Annotated in this window: 14 protein-coding genes and 1 tRNA gene; 2 read left to right on the forward strand and 13 right to left on the reverse strand. The window is 33.5% G+C overall.

Translation table 11 applies throughout. The features are described 5' to 3' along the window. Positions 1 to 3: 3 nt before the first annotated feature. From QO190_RS06310 to holA, 9 genes are all read right to left on the reverse strand, one after another. The gene (locus tag QO190_RS06310) at positions 4 to 414 is read right to left on the reverse strand and encodes a DUF1016 N-terminal domain-containing protein (protein WP_371461563.1); all 411 of its coding nucleotides are present in this window, start codon (positions 412 to 414) and stop codon (positions 4 to 6) included. 1,066 nt (positions 415 to 1,480) lie between these two features. Further along, entirely contained in the window at positions 1,481 to 2,392 is a 912-nt protein-coding gene (locus QO190_RS06315) for a hypothetical protein (RefSeq protein ID WP_371461564.1), read from the reverse strand. An 87-nt stretch (positions 2,393 to 2,479) separates the two neighbouring features. Next, positions 2,480 to 3,019, reverse strand: a complete 540-nt coding sequence (locus QO190_RS06320; RefSeq protein WP_371461565.1) for a helix-turn-helix domain-containing protein — start codon at positions 3,017 to 3,019, stop codon at positions 2,480 to 2,482. A gap of 293 nt (positions 3,020 to 3,312) precedes the next feature. Next, positions 3,313 to 4,953, reverse strand: a complete 1,641-nt coding sequence (locus QO190_RS06325; protein ID WP_371461567.1) for an alpha/beta fold hydrolase — start codon at positions 4,951 to 4,953, stop codon at positions 3,313 to 3,315. A gap of 294 nt (positions 4,954 to 5,247) precedes the next feature. Beyond that, a tRNA-Ser gene (locus QO190_RS06330) sits at positions 5,248 to 5,335 on the reverse strand. 117 nt (positions 5,336 to 5,452) lie between these two features. Beyond that, positions 5,453 to 5,818, reverse strand: a complete 366-nt coding sequence (crcB, locus tag QO190_RS06335) for a fluoride efflux transporter CrcB (RefSeq protein WP_371461568.1) — start codon at positions 5,816 to 5,818, stop codon at positions 5,453 to 5,455. Between the two features lie 4 nt (positions 5,819 to 5,822). Next, positions 5,823 to 6,764: a thioredoxin-disulfide reductase gene (gene trxB / locus QO190_RS06340; protein ID WP_371461570.1), complete on the reverse strand. Its 942-nt coding sequence runs from the start codon at positions 6,762 to 6,764 to the stop codon at positions 5,823 to 5,825. A 146-nt stretch (positions 6,765 to 6,910) separates the two neighbouring features. Continuing rightward, on the reverse strand, positions 6,911 to 7,873 hold the full coding sequence (locus tag QO190_RS06345; protein ID WP_371461571.1) for a YitT family protein: 963 nt from the start codon (positions 7,871 to 7,873) through the stop codon (positions 6,911 to 6,913). Between the two features lie 2 nt (positions 7,874 to 7,875). Continuing rightward, a complete protein-coding gene (gene holA / locus QO190_RS06350) occupies positions 7,876 to 8,907 on the reverse strand; it encodes a DNA polymerase III subunit delta (protein WP_371461573.1) in 1,032 nt (343 codons plus the stop codon). A 4-nt stretch (positions 8,908 to 8,911) separates the two neighbouring features. On the opposite strand from holA, the gene QO190_RS06355 reads away from it, so the two are divergent. After that, positions 8,912 to 9,346: a type I restriction enzyme HsdR N-terminal domain-containing protein gene (locus tag QO190_RS06355; protein WP_371461574.1), complete on the forward strand. Its 435-nt coding sequence runs from the start codon at positions 8,912 to 8,914 to the stop codon at positions 9,344 to 9,346. Between the two features lie 12 nt (positions 9,347 to 9,358). Beyond that, the gene (locus QO190_RS06360) at positions 9,359 to 9,967 is read left to right on the forward strand and encodes an HAD family hydrolase (RefSeq protein ID WP_371461576.1); all 609 of its coding nucleotides are present in this window, start codon (positions 9,359 to 9,361) and stop codon (positions 9,965 to 9,967) included. A 72-nt stretch (positions 9,968 to 10,039) separates the two neighbouring features. Here QO190_RS06360 and QO190_RS06365 read toward each other — a convergent pair whose 3' ends face one another. From QO190_RS06365 to ccsB, 4 genes are all read right to left on the reverse strand, one after another. Continuing rightward, positions 10,040 to 10,501, reverse strand: a complete 462-nt coding sequence (locus QO190_RS06365; RefSeq protein ID WP_069796477.1) for an Lrp/AsnC family transcriptional regulator — start codon at positions 10,499 to 10,501, stop codon at positions 10,040 to 10,042. Positions 10,502 to 10,657: 156 nt separating this feature from the next. Then, positions 10,658 to 11,437: an alpha/beta fold hydrolase gene (locus tag QO190_RS06370; RefSeq protein WP_371461578.1), complete on the reverse strand. Its 780-nt coding sequence runs from the start codon at positions 11,435 to 11,437 to the stop codon at positions 10,658 to 10,660. 239 nt (positions 11,438 to 11,676) lie between these two features. After that, the gene (locus tag QO190_RS06375; RefSeq protein WP_371461579.1) at positions 11,677 to 12,039 is read right to left on the reverse strand and encodes a cupin domain-containing protein; all 363 of its coding nucleotides are present in this window, start codon (positions 12,037 to 12,039) and stop codon (positions 11,677 to 11,679) included. 57 nt (positions 12,040 to 12,096) lie between these two features. Further along, positions 12,097 to 15,276, reverse strand: a complete 3,180-nt coding sequence (ccsB, locus tag QO190_RS06380; RefSeq protein ID WP_371461580.1) for a c-type cytochrome biogenesis protein CcsB — start codon at positions 15,274 to 15,276, stop codon at positions 12,097 to 12,099. Between the last annotated feature and the right edge of the window lie 237 nt (positions 15,277 to 15,513).

Here is a 15,513-nt window from a genome sequence, read left to right on the forward strand (position 1 = left end):
TGATTATTCACTTTTTAATTTTTTGACTCCTTCCTTAATTCTTTTAATCAATCTATTATTTGTCATTTTTTCACCCTCACTATCAACACTTAAAAGCAATTTATATTGTGTCCAGCTTAATTGTGTCCGCAGTGCGTTCGCAATTAGAAAAACACGATAAAACTGTCTAAATAACTCAATTTGTCTTTTAGAAAAACCACTTCCGAATTCTGGTTGTAATTGTTCTGAAAGATATTTTATTAAGTATTTCCCATAATCAGCACGGTCTTTCCCTTCTTGCTCTTCTTCAAAGATCCGTTTGCCAATATGCCAATACATGAGTGTGCGCTGATGGTCAACTGCTCTTATCGCCCTATCTTTTGACTGAGCGATTATAGATTTTATATCTGATATTATGGATTGGTTGAGTTGCATTTAGTTTTCTTGATTTATGATTTGTTTTTTTGTGGTGTGAAATTTCTGTTTATAAGAAATTAGCACAAGGAAATGTAGCCAAGGGGTCAGCATAGACATCTTTAGCTATATCAGGAAAATTAAGAAAAGGGAGTTGGGAATATTTCCATATTAGTTTTATGATTATTAGTTCATTACAAATATAATAAAAGGAATAAAATAAAATTGGAAAACCGTAAAAATCTTTATTCATTACTTGCTTGAAGGAAAAAACACCCCGTCATTCCGATGCTCGGAATGCCACCCCTCTATAAGAGGGGAACTGATTGTATGAATTTTGGCTTCGTGAACTTCGTTCGCAGACCTTCAGTCTGTGCTCAGCCACCGTGAAAGGTGATGGAGTGATGAGGTTATGAAGGATGAAGGATGAAGGATGAAGGATGAAGGATGAAGGATGAAGGATGAAGGATGAAGGATGAAGGATGAAGGATGAGGGATGAAGGATGAAGGATGAAGGATGAAGGATGAAGGATGAAGGATGAAGGATGAGGGATGAGGGATGAGGGATGAAGGATGAAGGATGAAGGATGAAGGATGAGGGATGAGGGATGAAGGATGAAGGATGAGGGATGAGGGATGAGGGATGAGGGATGAGGGATGAAGGATGAAGGATGAGGGGTGAGGGATGAAGGAAGAAGAATGAAGGATGAAGGATGAGGGATGAGGGATGATGGATGAGAGATGAAGGATTGGGAGAAATTGTGAAGTTGTGAAATCGTAAAATTGAAATGCTTTCCTTTATGAAAAGATTCTTCACTATACTGGGCTTCTTTCAGAATGACAGAGTTCTGGCTTGCAGTCACGGATTAGAAGTTTGTGCCATCGGTGGATGAGGGATGAGGTACGAGATGCGAGATTGGAAAATGGATTGATGGGAGAATGGGGTTAGTGTGGTGATGAAATGATGAGGTTATGGATAGGTAGTGATTTTTACAGAAAGACAAAGTGGCTTCTACATTTTCGCTTTGGGAAGCTTAGTTTAGATTGTAAAAAACTCCGAATTTTGGAAGATTCGGAGCGTGGGTTTTTATTCAATTGCTATTTTATTTTGGGTACAGTCTATGTACAAAATATTATTGGAAAAGATTTTGTTTCCTAACATGCCAGTCATGCCCGAAAACTTCATCATGGCATATTGAGCTTGTGAAAATCCTTCTACGTATGTAACATTGTTAAGAGGTATTTCCACGTTGGCTATTTGAATTTTTTGTTTACAATTTGCCGTATATGTCGTTAACACGTTATTCCAAGATTGTTCTGATTTTTCAATGATTATTTTTGAGTTAGATCCTTTTAAATTATTCCATACTTCTTTGTTGGTTAATAATTCGTAAGCACTGGTACCTGTATCAAATAAAAATTTTTCCTCTTTTGCTTTTAAAAATCCGTTTAAGATTATTTTTCTTTTTTTGAATTGGAAATCAAAAAGTTTGTTTTGAAATATAAGGGGAACGTTTGATACATTTAAAACCAAGTAATTTTCTTTGAAATTGATAATTGTCTTTCTGTCTTCCAATATGTCAGCTCCCATTGTACCAATTATTTTTAGCGAATCTTTATTTTCACTTCCCATATTGTATATTTTGAAATGATCGGAAGTGACTTTGGTTTTTCCTAAATAAAAAGATGCTTTTGCAATTTCTTTATGGATGGAAATTTGAGGAATATTCTGGATTGCTTTCGCATAAAAAACAGTGTAAAGCGAGCCAGTATCTAATTGCAAATAATACGTTATGGTATCATTAGAAAAATGAATGGGAAGTAACAAGGCCGTTTTTTCTTTCCCTAACCAAGTCAATGGAATAGAACCGCTCTCTTTTTCTACTTTCAAATAATTTTTATCTAGTGTGAATTTTAGGTTAAAATAAATATAACCACCCGCTGTAGTGGCTACTAAAATAACAAAAAGCGTTAATACAACTTTCTTTAAAATTTTCATTGGAGTATTTTTTTGCAAACTTCTTTTTTATAAAGCAAAATGAAGGCAAAATCAATACGTCAATTTTACGTCAATTTAATTACTAACTTATAAATAATTGATTTTTAGATTTTTGTGTAAATCGTTATTATTATTTAAGCTTATACCATTTAGGATCACTACCAGTAATTTTAAGGCATAAATTAATAATAGTGGATATAAAAATAGTGGAAAATGCAATGACAACTCTTTTTGAATGAATGGACTTGCGATTTGAGAAATTGCTAAGGCGGTTGCTAAAATGATTTGAACGCTAACAATACTTTTCCCTAATTCCTTGATTCTAGGATCTTTTGTTTTATAGGTTAAAATAAAAGGAAATATAACACCGCCAAAAGGTATTATTAACCCAATTAAGCTGGAGAAATTAATCCATTTTATTCTATCAATTTTTGTATTTTCTTTAGAAGGCAATAGTTTTTCAGGTTCAATTTCAAAAGTATTTGCAAGAGCCTTCAAGGTGAATCCTTTTGGGATGTTCCCTGCTTCAATTCTTTGAATGGTTCTTAGTGAAAGTCCACTTTTTTGGGCAAGCTCACTTTGAGTTAAGTTTTTTTCCTCTCTTAATTGTTGAACTTTCGATTTCATTTCTGTTTTATTTTGCGGTTCGGATAAACTTTCTGGTGACCTTAAAGATGCTAATTTTAATTGTTAAAAACATATTCCCTATTAATAATTGAAAGTATTTAATTTGAAATATTGAGTTTCCGTTTATTGGTTACCCACAAATTTAATAAAAAAAAAGAATGAGTTATAGGGAATATGAGGGATAAGAGGTGCGTAGGATTGAGTTATATATTATAGATGGATACCGAAGAAAAAGTAGCTTCATTAAGTTGTCTTCGGTAAGCTATAGTGTCCATTTTAAAAAACTTAGCCAATTATTTTTTCAAGAAGTCTATAATTCTTTTGTTCAGCATTTTGGGTTGATCGAAAGGAACATTATGTGTGCTTTTTTCAATAATCTCTAATTCTGAATCATCAATCATTTTTGCCATTTGTTCTGTGTGCTCTAATTTTATTTCATCATTATCGCCTGCTATTACTAAAACGGGATTTTTTATTTTTTTCAAATCATTCTCTGTAATATTTGGATATTTTATCATTAAGTTCAATCTCCTCTTTTCCTTTTCATCATTTGTACTTTCATATCTTTCTTTTATGGATGACCATAATTCTTCTTTTATACCATTAGGATGGGTGTTTGCTCCAATAGTCACCAATTTATTGACAAGATTTGGATTTTGGAAATTGAAAATTAAACCAGTTATTCCGCCATCACTCCAGCCTATAATGTTCACTTTTTCCAATTTGAGTTGTTTTACTATTTTTAGCACATCATCTGCCAGTTTTTCATATCCATAGTCTTTTTCTGCAAAGTCCAAACTTTTCCCTTGGGCTCTTGTATCCACTGCAATCACCCGAAATTGTTTTGAAAAAACTGGAATTTGATTGTAAAAATCTGAAATGAGTCCATTATTCCCTTCTAATAAAATTAAAGGTTCCCCTTTTCCATATTCTTCATAATATATTTTAGCGTCATCAAGAGTTATGTATTTGCCTTCTGGGTTTTTGCCGTAAATTGTTTTCAAACTTTCTTCTCTTGCCTTATAAAAACTAATCAGCTTATTTTCAATATCATTTTCGATATTCTCCTCCTTATTTATTTTGTTCTCCAAAGATGCGCTTGCTTTCTTATCATAACCTATTTCAAGATTTGTAAGAAAAGTCCCATCACTTTTCTCCCACTGAGATTGACTTTGAAATCTAAACATTAAATTTTTTGAGAGTGATTTTTTTGCGGAAATTCCAAATACAAAATCTGTATCTTTCAAAGGGACATAATCTACTAGTTGTAATGTGATGGCAATTTTGTCTAAATTATTAAAAAGCAATTTATACTTTGATAGATCAATTTTTTGCCAACCATTTGTAGAGGTTTTATAAATGATATTTTCATTTAATATGGATTGGTAGGGTAACGAATTTTTTACATTGTAAACATTTAATTTTAGAGTTATCTGTTCATATTTTGAACTTGGAATAATATGAAAACTAAAGGATTTTAACTTTGTTCTTTTATAGATATCAAAAATATTTCCTTGTTCAATCGTTGGAACATTTTTGTCGAACATTTTTGAAAAAGTTAAAAAAGGGCGGGATTTCTCTCCTAGCGTTTTTTCTTTTAATTTTTTGGCCTTTAAAATTACTTCCTGAATATTTGAGGTTTTGTATTCTAAATACACATTCGCATTAGATTTCAATTCTGCAAGATTAAGATTTTTTTCTAAATAACCTTCGGCTTTAAAAACAATGCTTTTATTTTGAAATTCATCTGGAATAGTGATTTTATAATATCCATTTTCATTAGTTATTGCCCCAATCTTAGTATCCTTAATTCCTATTGCGCAATATGACAAATTTTTATTTTCCTCATTTTTTACAACACCCTGTATCGTTATTTGGGAACGTATAAAAATATGTGATAGCAAAAGGAAAAATATAGGCAATTTTAGATTCATTTTTTTTAGAAATAGTCGTAAAATTTTTGCAGAAGTTACTTTTTGACGTTATCGATTTTTGGCATTTATCAAAAGAGTTCACGGAGATGGATCAACATGACTTTGTTTTTTTTAGGTCCCTGAGGTACCTTAGAGATGTTTTGCCCAGGATTGTGATTTATTTTTTTTATTCTTTTGCCTAAGAAGAGTTGTTAGAATTTTTGAAATCACGGATTTCTAATCCCTGACTTCGTATAAAAAGGATTAAAAAGAAAAAACGCTGTAAACAATAGTTTACAGCGTTTGTAATTATTTTGGCGGAGAAAGAGGGATTCGAACCCCCGGACCTGTTACAGTCAACAGTTTTCAAGACTGCCGCAATCGACCACTCTGCCATTTCTCCAGAAACGATTATCTCGTTTTCAGTGGTGCAAATATAGAACCTTTTTAAATTCTGACAAAATTATTTTTTTAGATTTTTCTACATTTTTTATAACGCATTAATTTTCAACATCAAAAATTAATTGCCTGCTGCCTGAAAACCTAATATTACTGCTATAATTCCTAAGATTATGCTCAATAAAATATAAGAAATAAGCACGATATAATTTTGATTTTGTAATAAAGAATAGTTTTCTGCTGCAAAAGTAGAAAACGTGGTAAAGCCTCCACAAAAACCAGTAATCAATAGAAATTTAAGGGAATTGTCTACTTTAATAAAATAAGACGAAAAAAGACCTATTAAAAAGCATCCGATGAGGTTTACCAAGAATGTTCCGAGAGGAAAACTCCCGATAGAAAGGAATTTGGAAGTATAAAACGATACCAAATACCGCATTACACTCCCTAATCCGCCTCCTAAAAATATGTAAACTAAGGTTTTCAATGATTTATTCTAATTCTGATAAATAACGTTCAGCATCTATGGCTGCCATACAACCAGAACCCGCTGCTGTAATCGCTTGTCTGTAGATGTGGTCTTGTACATCTCCTGCTGCGAAAACACCCGGTAAATTGGTTTTAGAAGATTTTCCTTCGGTGATGATATAACCGTTTTCGTCTAAGGTAATTTGACCTGCAAAAACATCAGTATTCGGTTTGTGACCAATCGCGATGAAAATACCATGAACATCAATCTTAGAAGTTTCTTGCGTTAGGTTATTGATGACCACTGCTCTTTCTACTAAGTTGTTTTCTCCTTCGATGGAGATTAATTCATGATTGAATTTCACTTCGATATTAGGCGTATTGTTTACCTTGTGAATCATTGCTTTAGAAGCTCTGAAATGGTCTTTTCTTACCAACATGGTCACTTTGTTACACAATTTAGAAAGATAAGTAGCCTCTTCTGCTGCAGTATCTCCAGCTCCTACTACGATTACGTCTTTGCCTCTATAGAAAAATCCGTCGCAAGTAGCACAAGCAGAAACTCCACCTCCAGAATATTTTTTCTCGTCTTCTAGACCTAGATATTTAGCAGTAGCTCCTGTAGAAATAATCACTGTTTTCGCTAAAATTTCTTTTTCGCCTGCCCAAAGTTTATGAACACCCCCTACTTCTTTAGAAAATTCTACTTTCGTAATCATTTCATAGTGTACTTTGGTTTCGAATCTTTCGGCTTGTTTTTGCAAATCCATCATCATTTCAGGACCTGTAATTCCGTTTGGATAACCTGGGAAGTTTTCTACTTCGGTCGTTGTAGTCAACTGACCTCCTGGCTCTAAACCAGTGTATAATTCAGGTTTTAAATCTGCTCTGGCTGCATATATAGCAGCAGTATAACCAGATGGTCCAGAACCTACAATCACGCAATCTAATATATTATTTTCCATAGAATATAAGGGTTGTTATTTTTTGAGTTGCAAATTTCGTGAATTTTATTGTTTTGATGATGATTCGCTGATGAATTTTTTCAATGAAAGCAATTTTTGATTTGACTTTCCAATTTTGAAAATTTTTATATAATGAAAAGTTGAAATTAATGTTTCAATGGTCTTTTCTTAATCATTCCGCCTTTGGTATCTTTTACCGTGTGCATCACCACGAATGCGGTTGGTGCAATTTTCTCTAATTCCGTGGTCAGTTTGCTCACTTCTAAACGGGTAATCACGGTAAAAATAATGTCGCTATCTTCTTTCATTCCTCGTTTTCCGAAGCCTTTTTTGCCATTATAAACGGTAACTCCTCTTCCTAGTTTATTGTAAATCATTTCTTTAATCTCATCACATTTTGAAGAAACGATGGTTACCCCAATGTATTCTTCAATTCCTTCTACAATAAAATCGAGTGTTTTTGAAGCCGATAAATACGTAATCATAGAATACAAAGCGATTTCTACGCCTAAAAAGTAGGCTGCAGCAGAGAAAATCATTACATTGATAATGATGATAATGTCTCCAATGGTTGTCCCTAATTTTTTACTTAAATATAATGCTAAAACTTCAGTTCCATCAATTACAGCACCTCCTCTAATAGACAAACCGATTCCGGCTCCTAAAAAGAAACCACCAAAAACCGCCACTAGAATATTATCATTGGTCACATTTGGGAAGTCTACGTTGGCTAAAACCAATGCTAAACCACCAATTGCGAGCGCTGTTTTCACTGCAAAATTGATTCCCACGGTTTTGTGCCCCATAATAATGAAAGGCAAGTTGATGAGCGGAATCAAGTAATAAATCGGAATTTCTGTCAATGCTGAAACCAATAACGAAATCCCAGTTGCGCCACCATCTATAAATTTATTGGTCAAAAGAAATCCTTTGAAACCGAAACCTGCAGAAAATACACCGATGGTGATGAGTAAAAAATTTTTGAATTCGTTTCTTAGGGAAACCAAAATATTATTTTTGGTTTTAATGACTTTGTACCGACTGGTATCTGCTTCGCCTTGTAAACGAAGAATGAGTAAAATGATTTGTTTCCAGATATTTTTAATCATTTTTAGCTTTTGATTTTATCAATGTTTACAATTTTGTAGACCATTTCTTTTAAGAGTTCACTTTCCTCCATATTTACCGCACCTAGACCTTTTGATTTTAAATCAATTTCCCTCAAAACGGAGATAATCCTGGTCGAAAATTTCAACGGATAATTTCTCGCCGCTTCTGCATAATCTTTCACAAAATAAGGATTCACACCCAATGCCGAAGCAATAAGACTTTGGCCTTGATTCGCTACGGTATGATACATCACCACATTGCTGAAAAAATTATAGAGATTTCCTATGGTCATGACAATAGGATTGGTTTTGGGATTTTTTCCCATGTAATACGCAATTTTGAAGGCTTGATTGCTGTCTTTCTTACCGAGTGCTTTTTGCAATTCAAAAACATTAAATTCCTTAGAAATTCCAATGTGCGTTTCTACCAATTTACCATCTAAAACTTCTCCTTCTTTCAGCACCAATTTCATTTTATTGAGCTCATTGGAAATTCTAGAAAGGTCATTTCCCAAGTAATCTGCCAATAGTTGAGCAATTCCTGGCGCTAGTTTTATTTGAAGGTTTTTAGATTCGTCTTCTATCCATTTCGCCAAGTTATAATCTTTTACAGGTTCGCTGTGAAAGAGCATATTTGCTTTGTCTAGAACTTTGAACACTTTTTTTCGGCTGTCTACTTTTTTATGCTTGTGCGCAAAGACCAGAATGGTAGATTCTACAGGATTTGTGGCGTAGTTTTCTAAAATTCTAGATTCGTCTTCGTTTAATTTTAAGTCTTGTGCTTCTTTTACGATGATGAGTTGCTTGTCTCCCATCATAGGATACTGTCTAGAAAGTGCCAAAATATCATTATAATTGGTATCTTTGCCATAGACTACGGTTTGGTTAAAAGCTTTTTCGTCTTCTGTAAGCACATCATTTTCTAATGCTTTTACAGCTGCGTCTATAAAAAAAGCTTCTTCGCCATGGAAAAAGTAGATGGGTAAAAATTCCCTATTTTTAATATGTTTGAAAATCTGTTCTAATTCTTTCATCTGAATGCAGCTGCCGAAATTAAATTTTAAAGAAGATTTTGTTTTTGATATCAAGCGAGACAAAGATACGTTTTTTATTTATGATATGGTAAGGAAATCTTGGCTGGTTCTCACTCCTGAAGAGTGGGTAAGACAGCATTTCGTACACTATTTCACCCAGATAAAAAAGTATGCAAAATCTGCATTAATCCTAGAAAAAAAACTAGAATTAAACGGAACGATTAAGAGAATAGACCTCTTGATTACCGAAAAAACAGCGCCTAAAATTTTGGTAGAACTCAAAGCACCGCACATTACCCTTACCGAACAAACTTTTGAACAAATTGCCCGATACAATTCGGTGATTGGTGCTGAAAAAATTATTTTGAGCAATGGTTTACAGCATATTGCTGCGAGATTTGAAAATGGAAACTATCATTTCGAAAATGTAGAATTTTAAAATAAGAAAAACATGAATATCAAAAATATCATCTTTGATTTTGGCGGAGTGGTTATGGATTGGGACCCGCGTTATTTTTTCAGAGATTATTTCAATGACGACGAGAAAATGGAATATTTCTTGGGAAATATCGCTACCAATGAATGGAATGCGGAACAAGACCGAGGCAGAAGCGTAGCTGAAGCCAATGCTTTGCTCATTTCTAAGCATCCAGAATGGGAAAAAGAGATATTGGCGTATTATGAAAACTGGCACATCATGTTGCGTTCAGACATTCCAGAAAACGTGAGTGTTTTACAAAGATTAAAAGGAAAATATGAACTTTTCGGGCTTACGAATTGGTCGGCAGAGTTTTTCCCTTACGCTTTGGCTAATTATGAATTTTTCAATGTTTTTGAAGGAAAAATCGTAGTTTCAGGCGAAGAAAAACTCATCAAACCGAATCCTAAAATTTGGGAAGTTCTCCTCGACCGTTATCAAATAAAAGCAGAAGAATCTGTTTTTATCGATGATAATTTCCACAACATCGAAACGGCAAAAAGTTTAGATTTCATCACGGTTCATGTGAATGAAAATATCAATTTAGAAACCGAACTTAAAAATTTGGGATTAGAATTTTAAATTCATCAAAAACATATTCCATCAAAAAAGTCACATCGTGATGATGTGACTTTCTATCTTTTATTTCAAAATTTACAAGAAAATTTTGGTTTCTTCTTTTACCGTACACAGTACAATACTGCTGTGATAATCGCCGATGTGTGGATAATTGGTAAATGTTTTTTCTACAAAATCATTGTATTCTTTGATGTTTTTGGTTACAATTTTAATCATGTAATCATACACACCAGAAACACTCACTACTTCTACTATTTCAGGACATTTATTGAGTTTTTCCTCGAAATCTCTCAAAATTTCTACTGATTTATTTTTAATGGTGACGTTGCAATACGCTACCAACTCGTACCCTACTTTTTCTCTATCTACGATGGCTACATATTTCTTGATGATTCCATTGTTTTTGAGAGATTTTACTCTTTCATAAGTGGGTGTGAAAGATAAACCAATTCTTTCTGCCAAATCTTTGATGGCAATCGTGTTATCTTCTTGCAGAATATTGAGGATTTTGTAATCTAATTTATCGAGTGACTTCATAAATTTTATCTAAAAATGAAGTCAAAAATAAGAATTATTTTTAAAATATCCTGTATTTTGGAAGTTTGACCATAAAAAAAATCTACAAAACTCATTTTGTAGATTTATTATTTGATAATGTGATGACTTGTGGTGCATGTTGAGTGATAAATGAATTTAAGATCTTTTGAGGGATTCTAAAAATCGAATCACTTTGCTGTTGAAAACATGTGGAGCATCTACATTGACTACGTGACCGCAGTTTTCGATCACCAATAAACTCGATGTTTTTTCGTGGTTTTTTACCACTTCTTTCACCGAAGGCAAAAACATATAATCTTCTTCTCCCATCACATAAAAAGTAGGAATATTCAGTTCCTTTTGTCTGAACCAACGCAGAATAGGATTGATTTCTGTTGTCAATTTAAACCACTTGATAAATTCTTTTTGGTATAATTTCTTTGCCTCATTGATAAAGAGATTTCGAGAAGATTTATGATTTTTCTTGGGCATAATAATGAAGGCAAAGAGACGATACAAAACCAAATATGGTAAAATGTATTTAAAAATATTGCCGATTTTCATTAAAATCTGCGAGCGGAAATTCATTTTCAGAATGGCTCCTCCCATTACCATTGATTTTACTCGTTCTGGACGCATTTCTGCCAACTGACGAATCACAATAGAACCTAAAGAAATCCCCACAAAATGAGAACTTTTGATTTTAAGATGGTCTATAACTTCTAAAATATCATGCGCAATAGATTGAAAGGTGTATTTCTTAGCCTTTAATTTATTAGAACTTCCGTGTCCGCGTAAATCGAGCAATAAGACATTAAACTTCTTCTGAAATTCGCGGATTTGTTTGAACCAAATAGAGGAACTTCCTCCCGCTCCATGAACAAAGGTCACCCATTCTGCACTTTCAGAATTTTGATAAATGGTATATGAAATCAAATTTTTAACTTTTTTACAAAAATATAATATTATGCAATCAATAGAATTAATTTTTTGTGAATTTTTATATCTTTTATTAATAAAAAAACTTTCTCAAAATTATTTCTCTTTTCTACAAGGCGTAATTTTAAATACTCTATCCTTCCCTATTCACCAAATCCATGGAAAAAGCAGGCAAACAGATGGCTATATATTCAAAATTATTTTCCCCTTCCCTAAAGGGTGTAATTTTGAATACTTTATTCGTCCCTGTTCACCAAATCCATTGAAAAAGCAGGCAAACAGATGGCTAAATATTCGCACTCTTCTTCGAAAGGGTTGCTGTAACGAATTCTTGCCCCTTTTTGGATTAAAATGCTTTGTCCAGCTTCTAAAACTACTAATTCCCCGTCAATTTCAAACTGTTTTTTTCCTCTCACAATGATGGTAAATTCATCAAATTCTGGCGTTTGATACGGTTCGCTCCAATGTGGTGGCGCAATCATGTGTGCAATAGAAATTTCTGAATTCCCTGTAGAATTTCCCCAATGTTCTTGAATCAATTTACCATCTGTAGTAGGAACTACAAAAGGATTTTTCTGAATTTTATATTTCTTTTCCATTACAATTATTATTAAAAAACCTTTATCAAAATTAAAGATAAAGGTTTGAATTTTATATTATTTTGCCGTCAGTTTTTTGTACTTGTAATAAGCACCTAAACCTAATGCCGTCATTACTCCAATACTGATGTACACCCAAGCTGGAACAGGAATAGGATCTCCTGCTGCATAAGAATGCAATCCAGAAAGGTAATAATTTACTCCAAAATAAGTCATTACCATACTACAGAATGCGAACATGGTCATTAAGTGGAAGGCGTATCTTCCTCTCAACCCTGGAACCAATCTCATGTGCAATACAAATGCATACACAATGATAGAAATGAATGCCCAAGTTTCTTTCGGGTCCCAGCTCCAATATCTACCCCATGATTCATTTGCCCAAATTCCACCTAAGAAATTTCCAACGGTTAATGCAAATAATCCAATGGTTAGGGACATTTCTGAAACGATGGTTAATTCTTTAATCGTAGAATGGTCATGTTTATCAAATGTATTTTTACTTGAAATGATATAGAAAAACAATGAAATCACTGCAATAATCATTGACAAAGCGAAGAAACCATAACTGCTGGTAATAATCGCCACGTGAATAATTAACCAATATGATTTCAACACTGGAACTAAAGGTGTGATTTGTGGGTCTAATTGAGAACCTCCATGTGCAAATCCCATCATGATTACCGCTACCATAAATCCTGCAGCTGGAATGAGTGCATTCGCATTTCTATACAGCATTAAACCTGCTGAAATTCCCACCCAAGAAATAAATACAATGGCTTCGTAACCATTACTCCAAGGAGCGTGACCAGAAATATACCATCTTGCAATTAACCCTAAAAAGTGGAGAAAATACCCTACTACTCCAATGTAAATGATAGATTTAATTACTTTGTGTAATATTTTGTTTGGCTTGAAAAGTTCTATAAATCCTAAAACAATTAATAAACCGCCAACCATCGTATAGAAAATCAACAACCAAAAGTTAAGATTTGCTTTGTTCATGAAAACCTCAAGGCTCACTTTGCTCTCATCTGGAAGTACATTTTTACCCCAAGTTTTTTGATATTCTTGAATTTTTGTTAGCGCTTCGTCTGCTTTTGTCCAATCTCCATTTCTAGAAGCATCTACTACGCTGATGAAATAAGGCGCAATCACGTTTTGTGCTTGTGCATCTGCTTTTTGTTCTGCATCTAGCCAAGAGTTCCAAGTATGATTTGGGTCGTTTTGAATAGGAACTACTCTGAAATATTGTCCAGAAAGCAATCCGTAGAATACTTGTACTCTTTCGTTTACAGAAATCACTTCTTTATCATAATTGCTTTGTTCCGCTGGTTTTTTTCTAAAAGCCGTATTGAAATCTTCTTCCAAAATGAATTTAGGCATTCCCATCGCATCGGTTACGAAAAGATTCATCATAGAAGTATATCCTTCGTCATCAGCTTTGGTTTTTTTCTTCAATTCTTCGCCACCTTTTGTTCCGATTTTGATGATTTTATCATTCATCCAAGCCATCGGATTGATGTTAATCGACAAGAACCACTGGTTCGCATTGAGTTCTCCCCATTTTTCTTTTTTGGCTAATTTTCTCAAAACATCTAACGCTTGAGTATTCATCGGTTCAATTCTTCCGTCAAAACCTTGCACGAGAAGATACCCGAATTTATCAGCATGCTCTTTAGAAATTTCAGCATGAACCATTTGTTGAGGCACACTTTGCGGTTGAGAAGTTGGCGCAGCTTCAGCATGAACTTCTCCTTCTTTATGTTGATGCTCTTGAGCATTTAACCCAACCATTGAGAACAATAAAAGGAAAATCGCTACTTTCTTTTTCGCCATGTCTTTTAGAGATTGGTTCAGTTTCCAGAAGTGTGTTCCTTTCCAGAAAAGTGCTACAAACAATCCTAAAAATAAGAATGCATAGCCAATATATGTTACCAAAGTTCCCCAGAAATCGTGGTTTACCGATAGTACGGTTCCTTGTCTGTCTGGGTCAAAACTTGCTTGGAAGAATCTATATCCTTTGTGGTTTAAAACGTGGTTCATATAAATTTTATAAGGCGTTTGTTTGCCTTCGTCTACTATTTGTACGTGTGATTCATAAGCAGATGGAGAATCACTTCCTGGGTAAGTTTCCATGACAAAATCATCTAATTTCAAAGCAAATGGAGTTTGATATACTTTCGGACCGAACCCAAGAATTATGTTTAATCCGTCAATTGTCATTTGTTTAAATGCGTTAGGATTTCCTTTTTCTACTGACAAATCGATGGTTTGTTCTGTTTTAGGACCTTTTACCAAAACTTTTAACATATCAGGAACGTTTTGGTCTCTTTTTTTATCTCCAGAATACGCAATTAGATTTCCTTTTTTCAATGGTTCTGGAACTACCAATTTTAAATTTTCGATGGTATAAAGACTTCTCAAAGCCAATGGCTGGAATTCATCTTTCTTAGTAACACCAGTAGCTTGAGTTGCCATGGTCATGTAATTAGCTTCTACAGGCGTTTTGATGAATAGATTTCCGTTTTCTTGTTTAAATTCTACTGCACCTTCTATACCTTTATTGAAAGAAACTAGGAATCCATTGATGCTTTTTACATCACCAGAACCCAAATAAATATCTTCTCTTCCATTATCATTGGTTGAAACCAAATGAAGATATTCTTTCCCTGAATCGCTGACAACTAAACTGTCTTTTTTTCTCTGAATATATTCCAACTGTTCTACTTGAACAAGTTCACCATGGAAATCATATTTTGCCTTAAATCTGTGTGGAATAATTTTCGCAATTAATGGTTCTTGAGAAGCCATCATATAAGGAATTTCGGCATAGCTTAAACGGTCGCCACCTCTTTCGATTTGAATTTTAAAGAAATTTTTATCGGTAATGATTTCGTTAGAAGTTTCTCCTTCTCTGATGTGCATTTGCCCTTCGTAACTGATGTAACGAGTGATTGCACCCCCAATAAAAATAAAGACAAAAGCCAAGTGAAACACCAATAACGGCCATTTTTCTCTTTTCCAAAGTCTGTATCTATTAATATTACCAATAAAGTTAAGAATAAGTAAAATCATTACTACTTCGAACCATTTTGCTTCATAGATTAAAGCCTTAGCAGTAGGTGTTCCGAAATCGTTTTCTACAAAAGTGGCATAAGCCATTGCAAAAGCATAAACGAACAATAAAACAGCCATTGTTCTCGTAGAAATCAGAATATTAATCAGTTTTTTCATTATAGATTTTTAAACTGCACAAAAATACATTCTATAAATTGAATTAGCGAATTTTGATAGTTGGATTTTATCTATAACTGTGTTAAAATTTTTATAAAATTTTTGTTTTTTTTAACTTCTTTGGTTCATTGAACCATTTGATTTCTCTGTATAAAAATTCAATCGCTTAAAAGACAAATCCTCATTTTCTATTTGAAGACCTCAAAATCAGAAAATTAAATGCTATTTCTAGCTAAA

It is taken from the genome of Cloacibacterium sp. Arc13, from assembly GCF_041431305.1.
GTDB classification, from domain to species: Bacteria; Bacteroidota; Bacteroidia; order Flavobacteriales; family Weeksellaceae; genus Cloacibacterium; species Cloacibacterium caeni_B.

What these genes read in the sequence shown, in the direction of transcription:
- QO190_RS06325 (WP_371461567.1), bottom strand. Translation starts at nt 4,953, where the DNA reads ATGAATCTAAAATTGCCTATATTTTTCCTTTTGCTATCACATATTTTT.
- QO190_RS06310 (WP_371461563.1), bottom strand. Translation starts at nt 414, where the DNA reads ATGCAACTCAACCAATCCATAATATCAGATATAAAATCTATAATCGCT.
- QO190_RS06355 (WP_371461574.1), top strand. Translation starts at nt 8,912, where the DNA reads ATGCAGCTGCCGAAATTAAATTTTAAAGAAGATTTTGTTTTTGATATC.
- QO190_RS06365 (WP_069796477.1), bottom strand. Translation starts at nt 10,501, where the DNA reads ATGAAGTCACTCGATAAATTAGATTACAAAATCCTCAATATTCTGCAA.
- trxB (WP_371461570.1), bottom strand. Translation starts at nt 6,764, where the DNA reads ATGGAAAATAATATATTAGATTGCGTGATTGTAGGTTCTGGACCATCT.
- QO190_RS06320 (WP_371461565.1), bottom strand. Translation starts at nt 3,019, where the DNA reads ATGAAATCGAAAGTTCAACAATTAAGAGAGGAAAAAAACTTAACTCAA.
- QO190_RS06375 (WP_371461579.1), bottom strand. Translation starts at nt 12,039, where the DNA reads ATGGAAAAGAAATATAAAATTCAGAAAAATCCTTTTGTAGTTCCTACT.
- QO190_RS06345 (WP_371461571.1), bottom strand. Translation starts at nt 7,873, where the DNA reads ATGATTAAAAATATCTGGAAACAAATCATTTTACTCATTCTTCGTTTA.
- QO190_RS06315 (WP_371461564.1), bottom strand. Translation starts at nt 2,392, where the DNA reads ATGAAAATTTTAAAGAAAGTTGTATTAACGCTTTTTGTTATTTTAGTA.
- QO190_RS06360 (WP_371461576.1), top strand. Translation starts at nt 9,359, where the DNA reads ATGAATATCAAAAATATCATCTTTGATTTTGGCGGAGTGGTTATGGAT.
- holA (WP_371461573.1), bottom strand. Translation starts at nt 8,907, where the DNA reads ATGAAAGAATTAGAACAGATTTTCAAACATATTAAAAATAGGGAATTT.
- ccsB (WP_371461580.1), bottom strand. Translation starts at nt 15,276, where the DNA reads ATGAAAAAACTGATTAATATTCTGATTTCTACGAGAACAATGGCTGTT.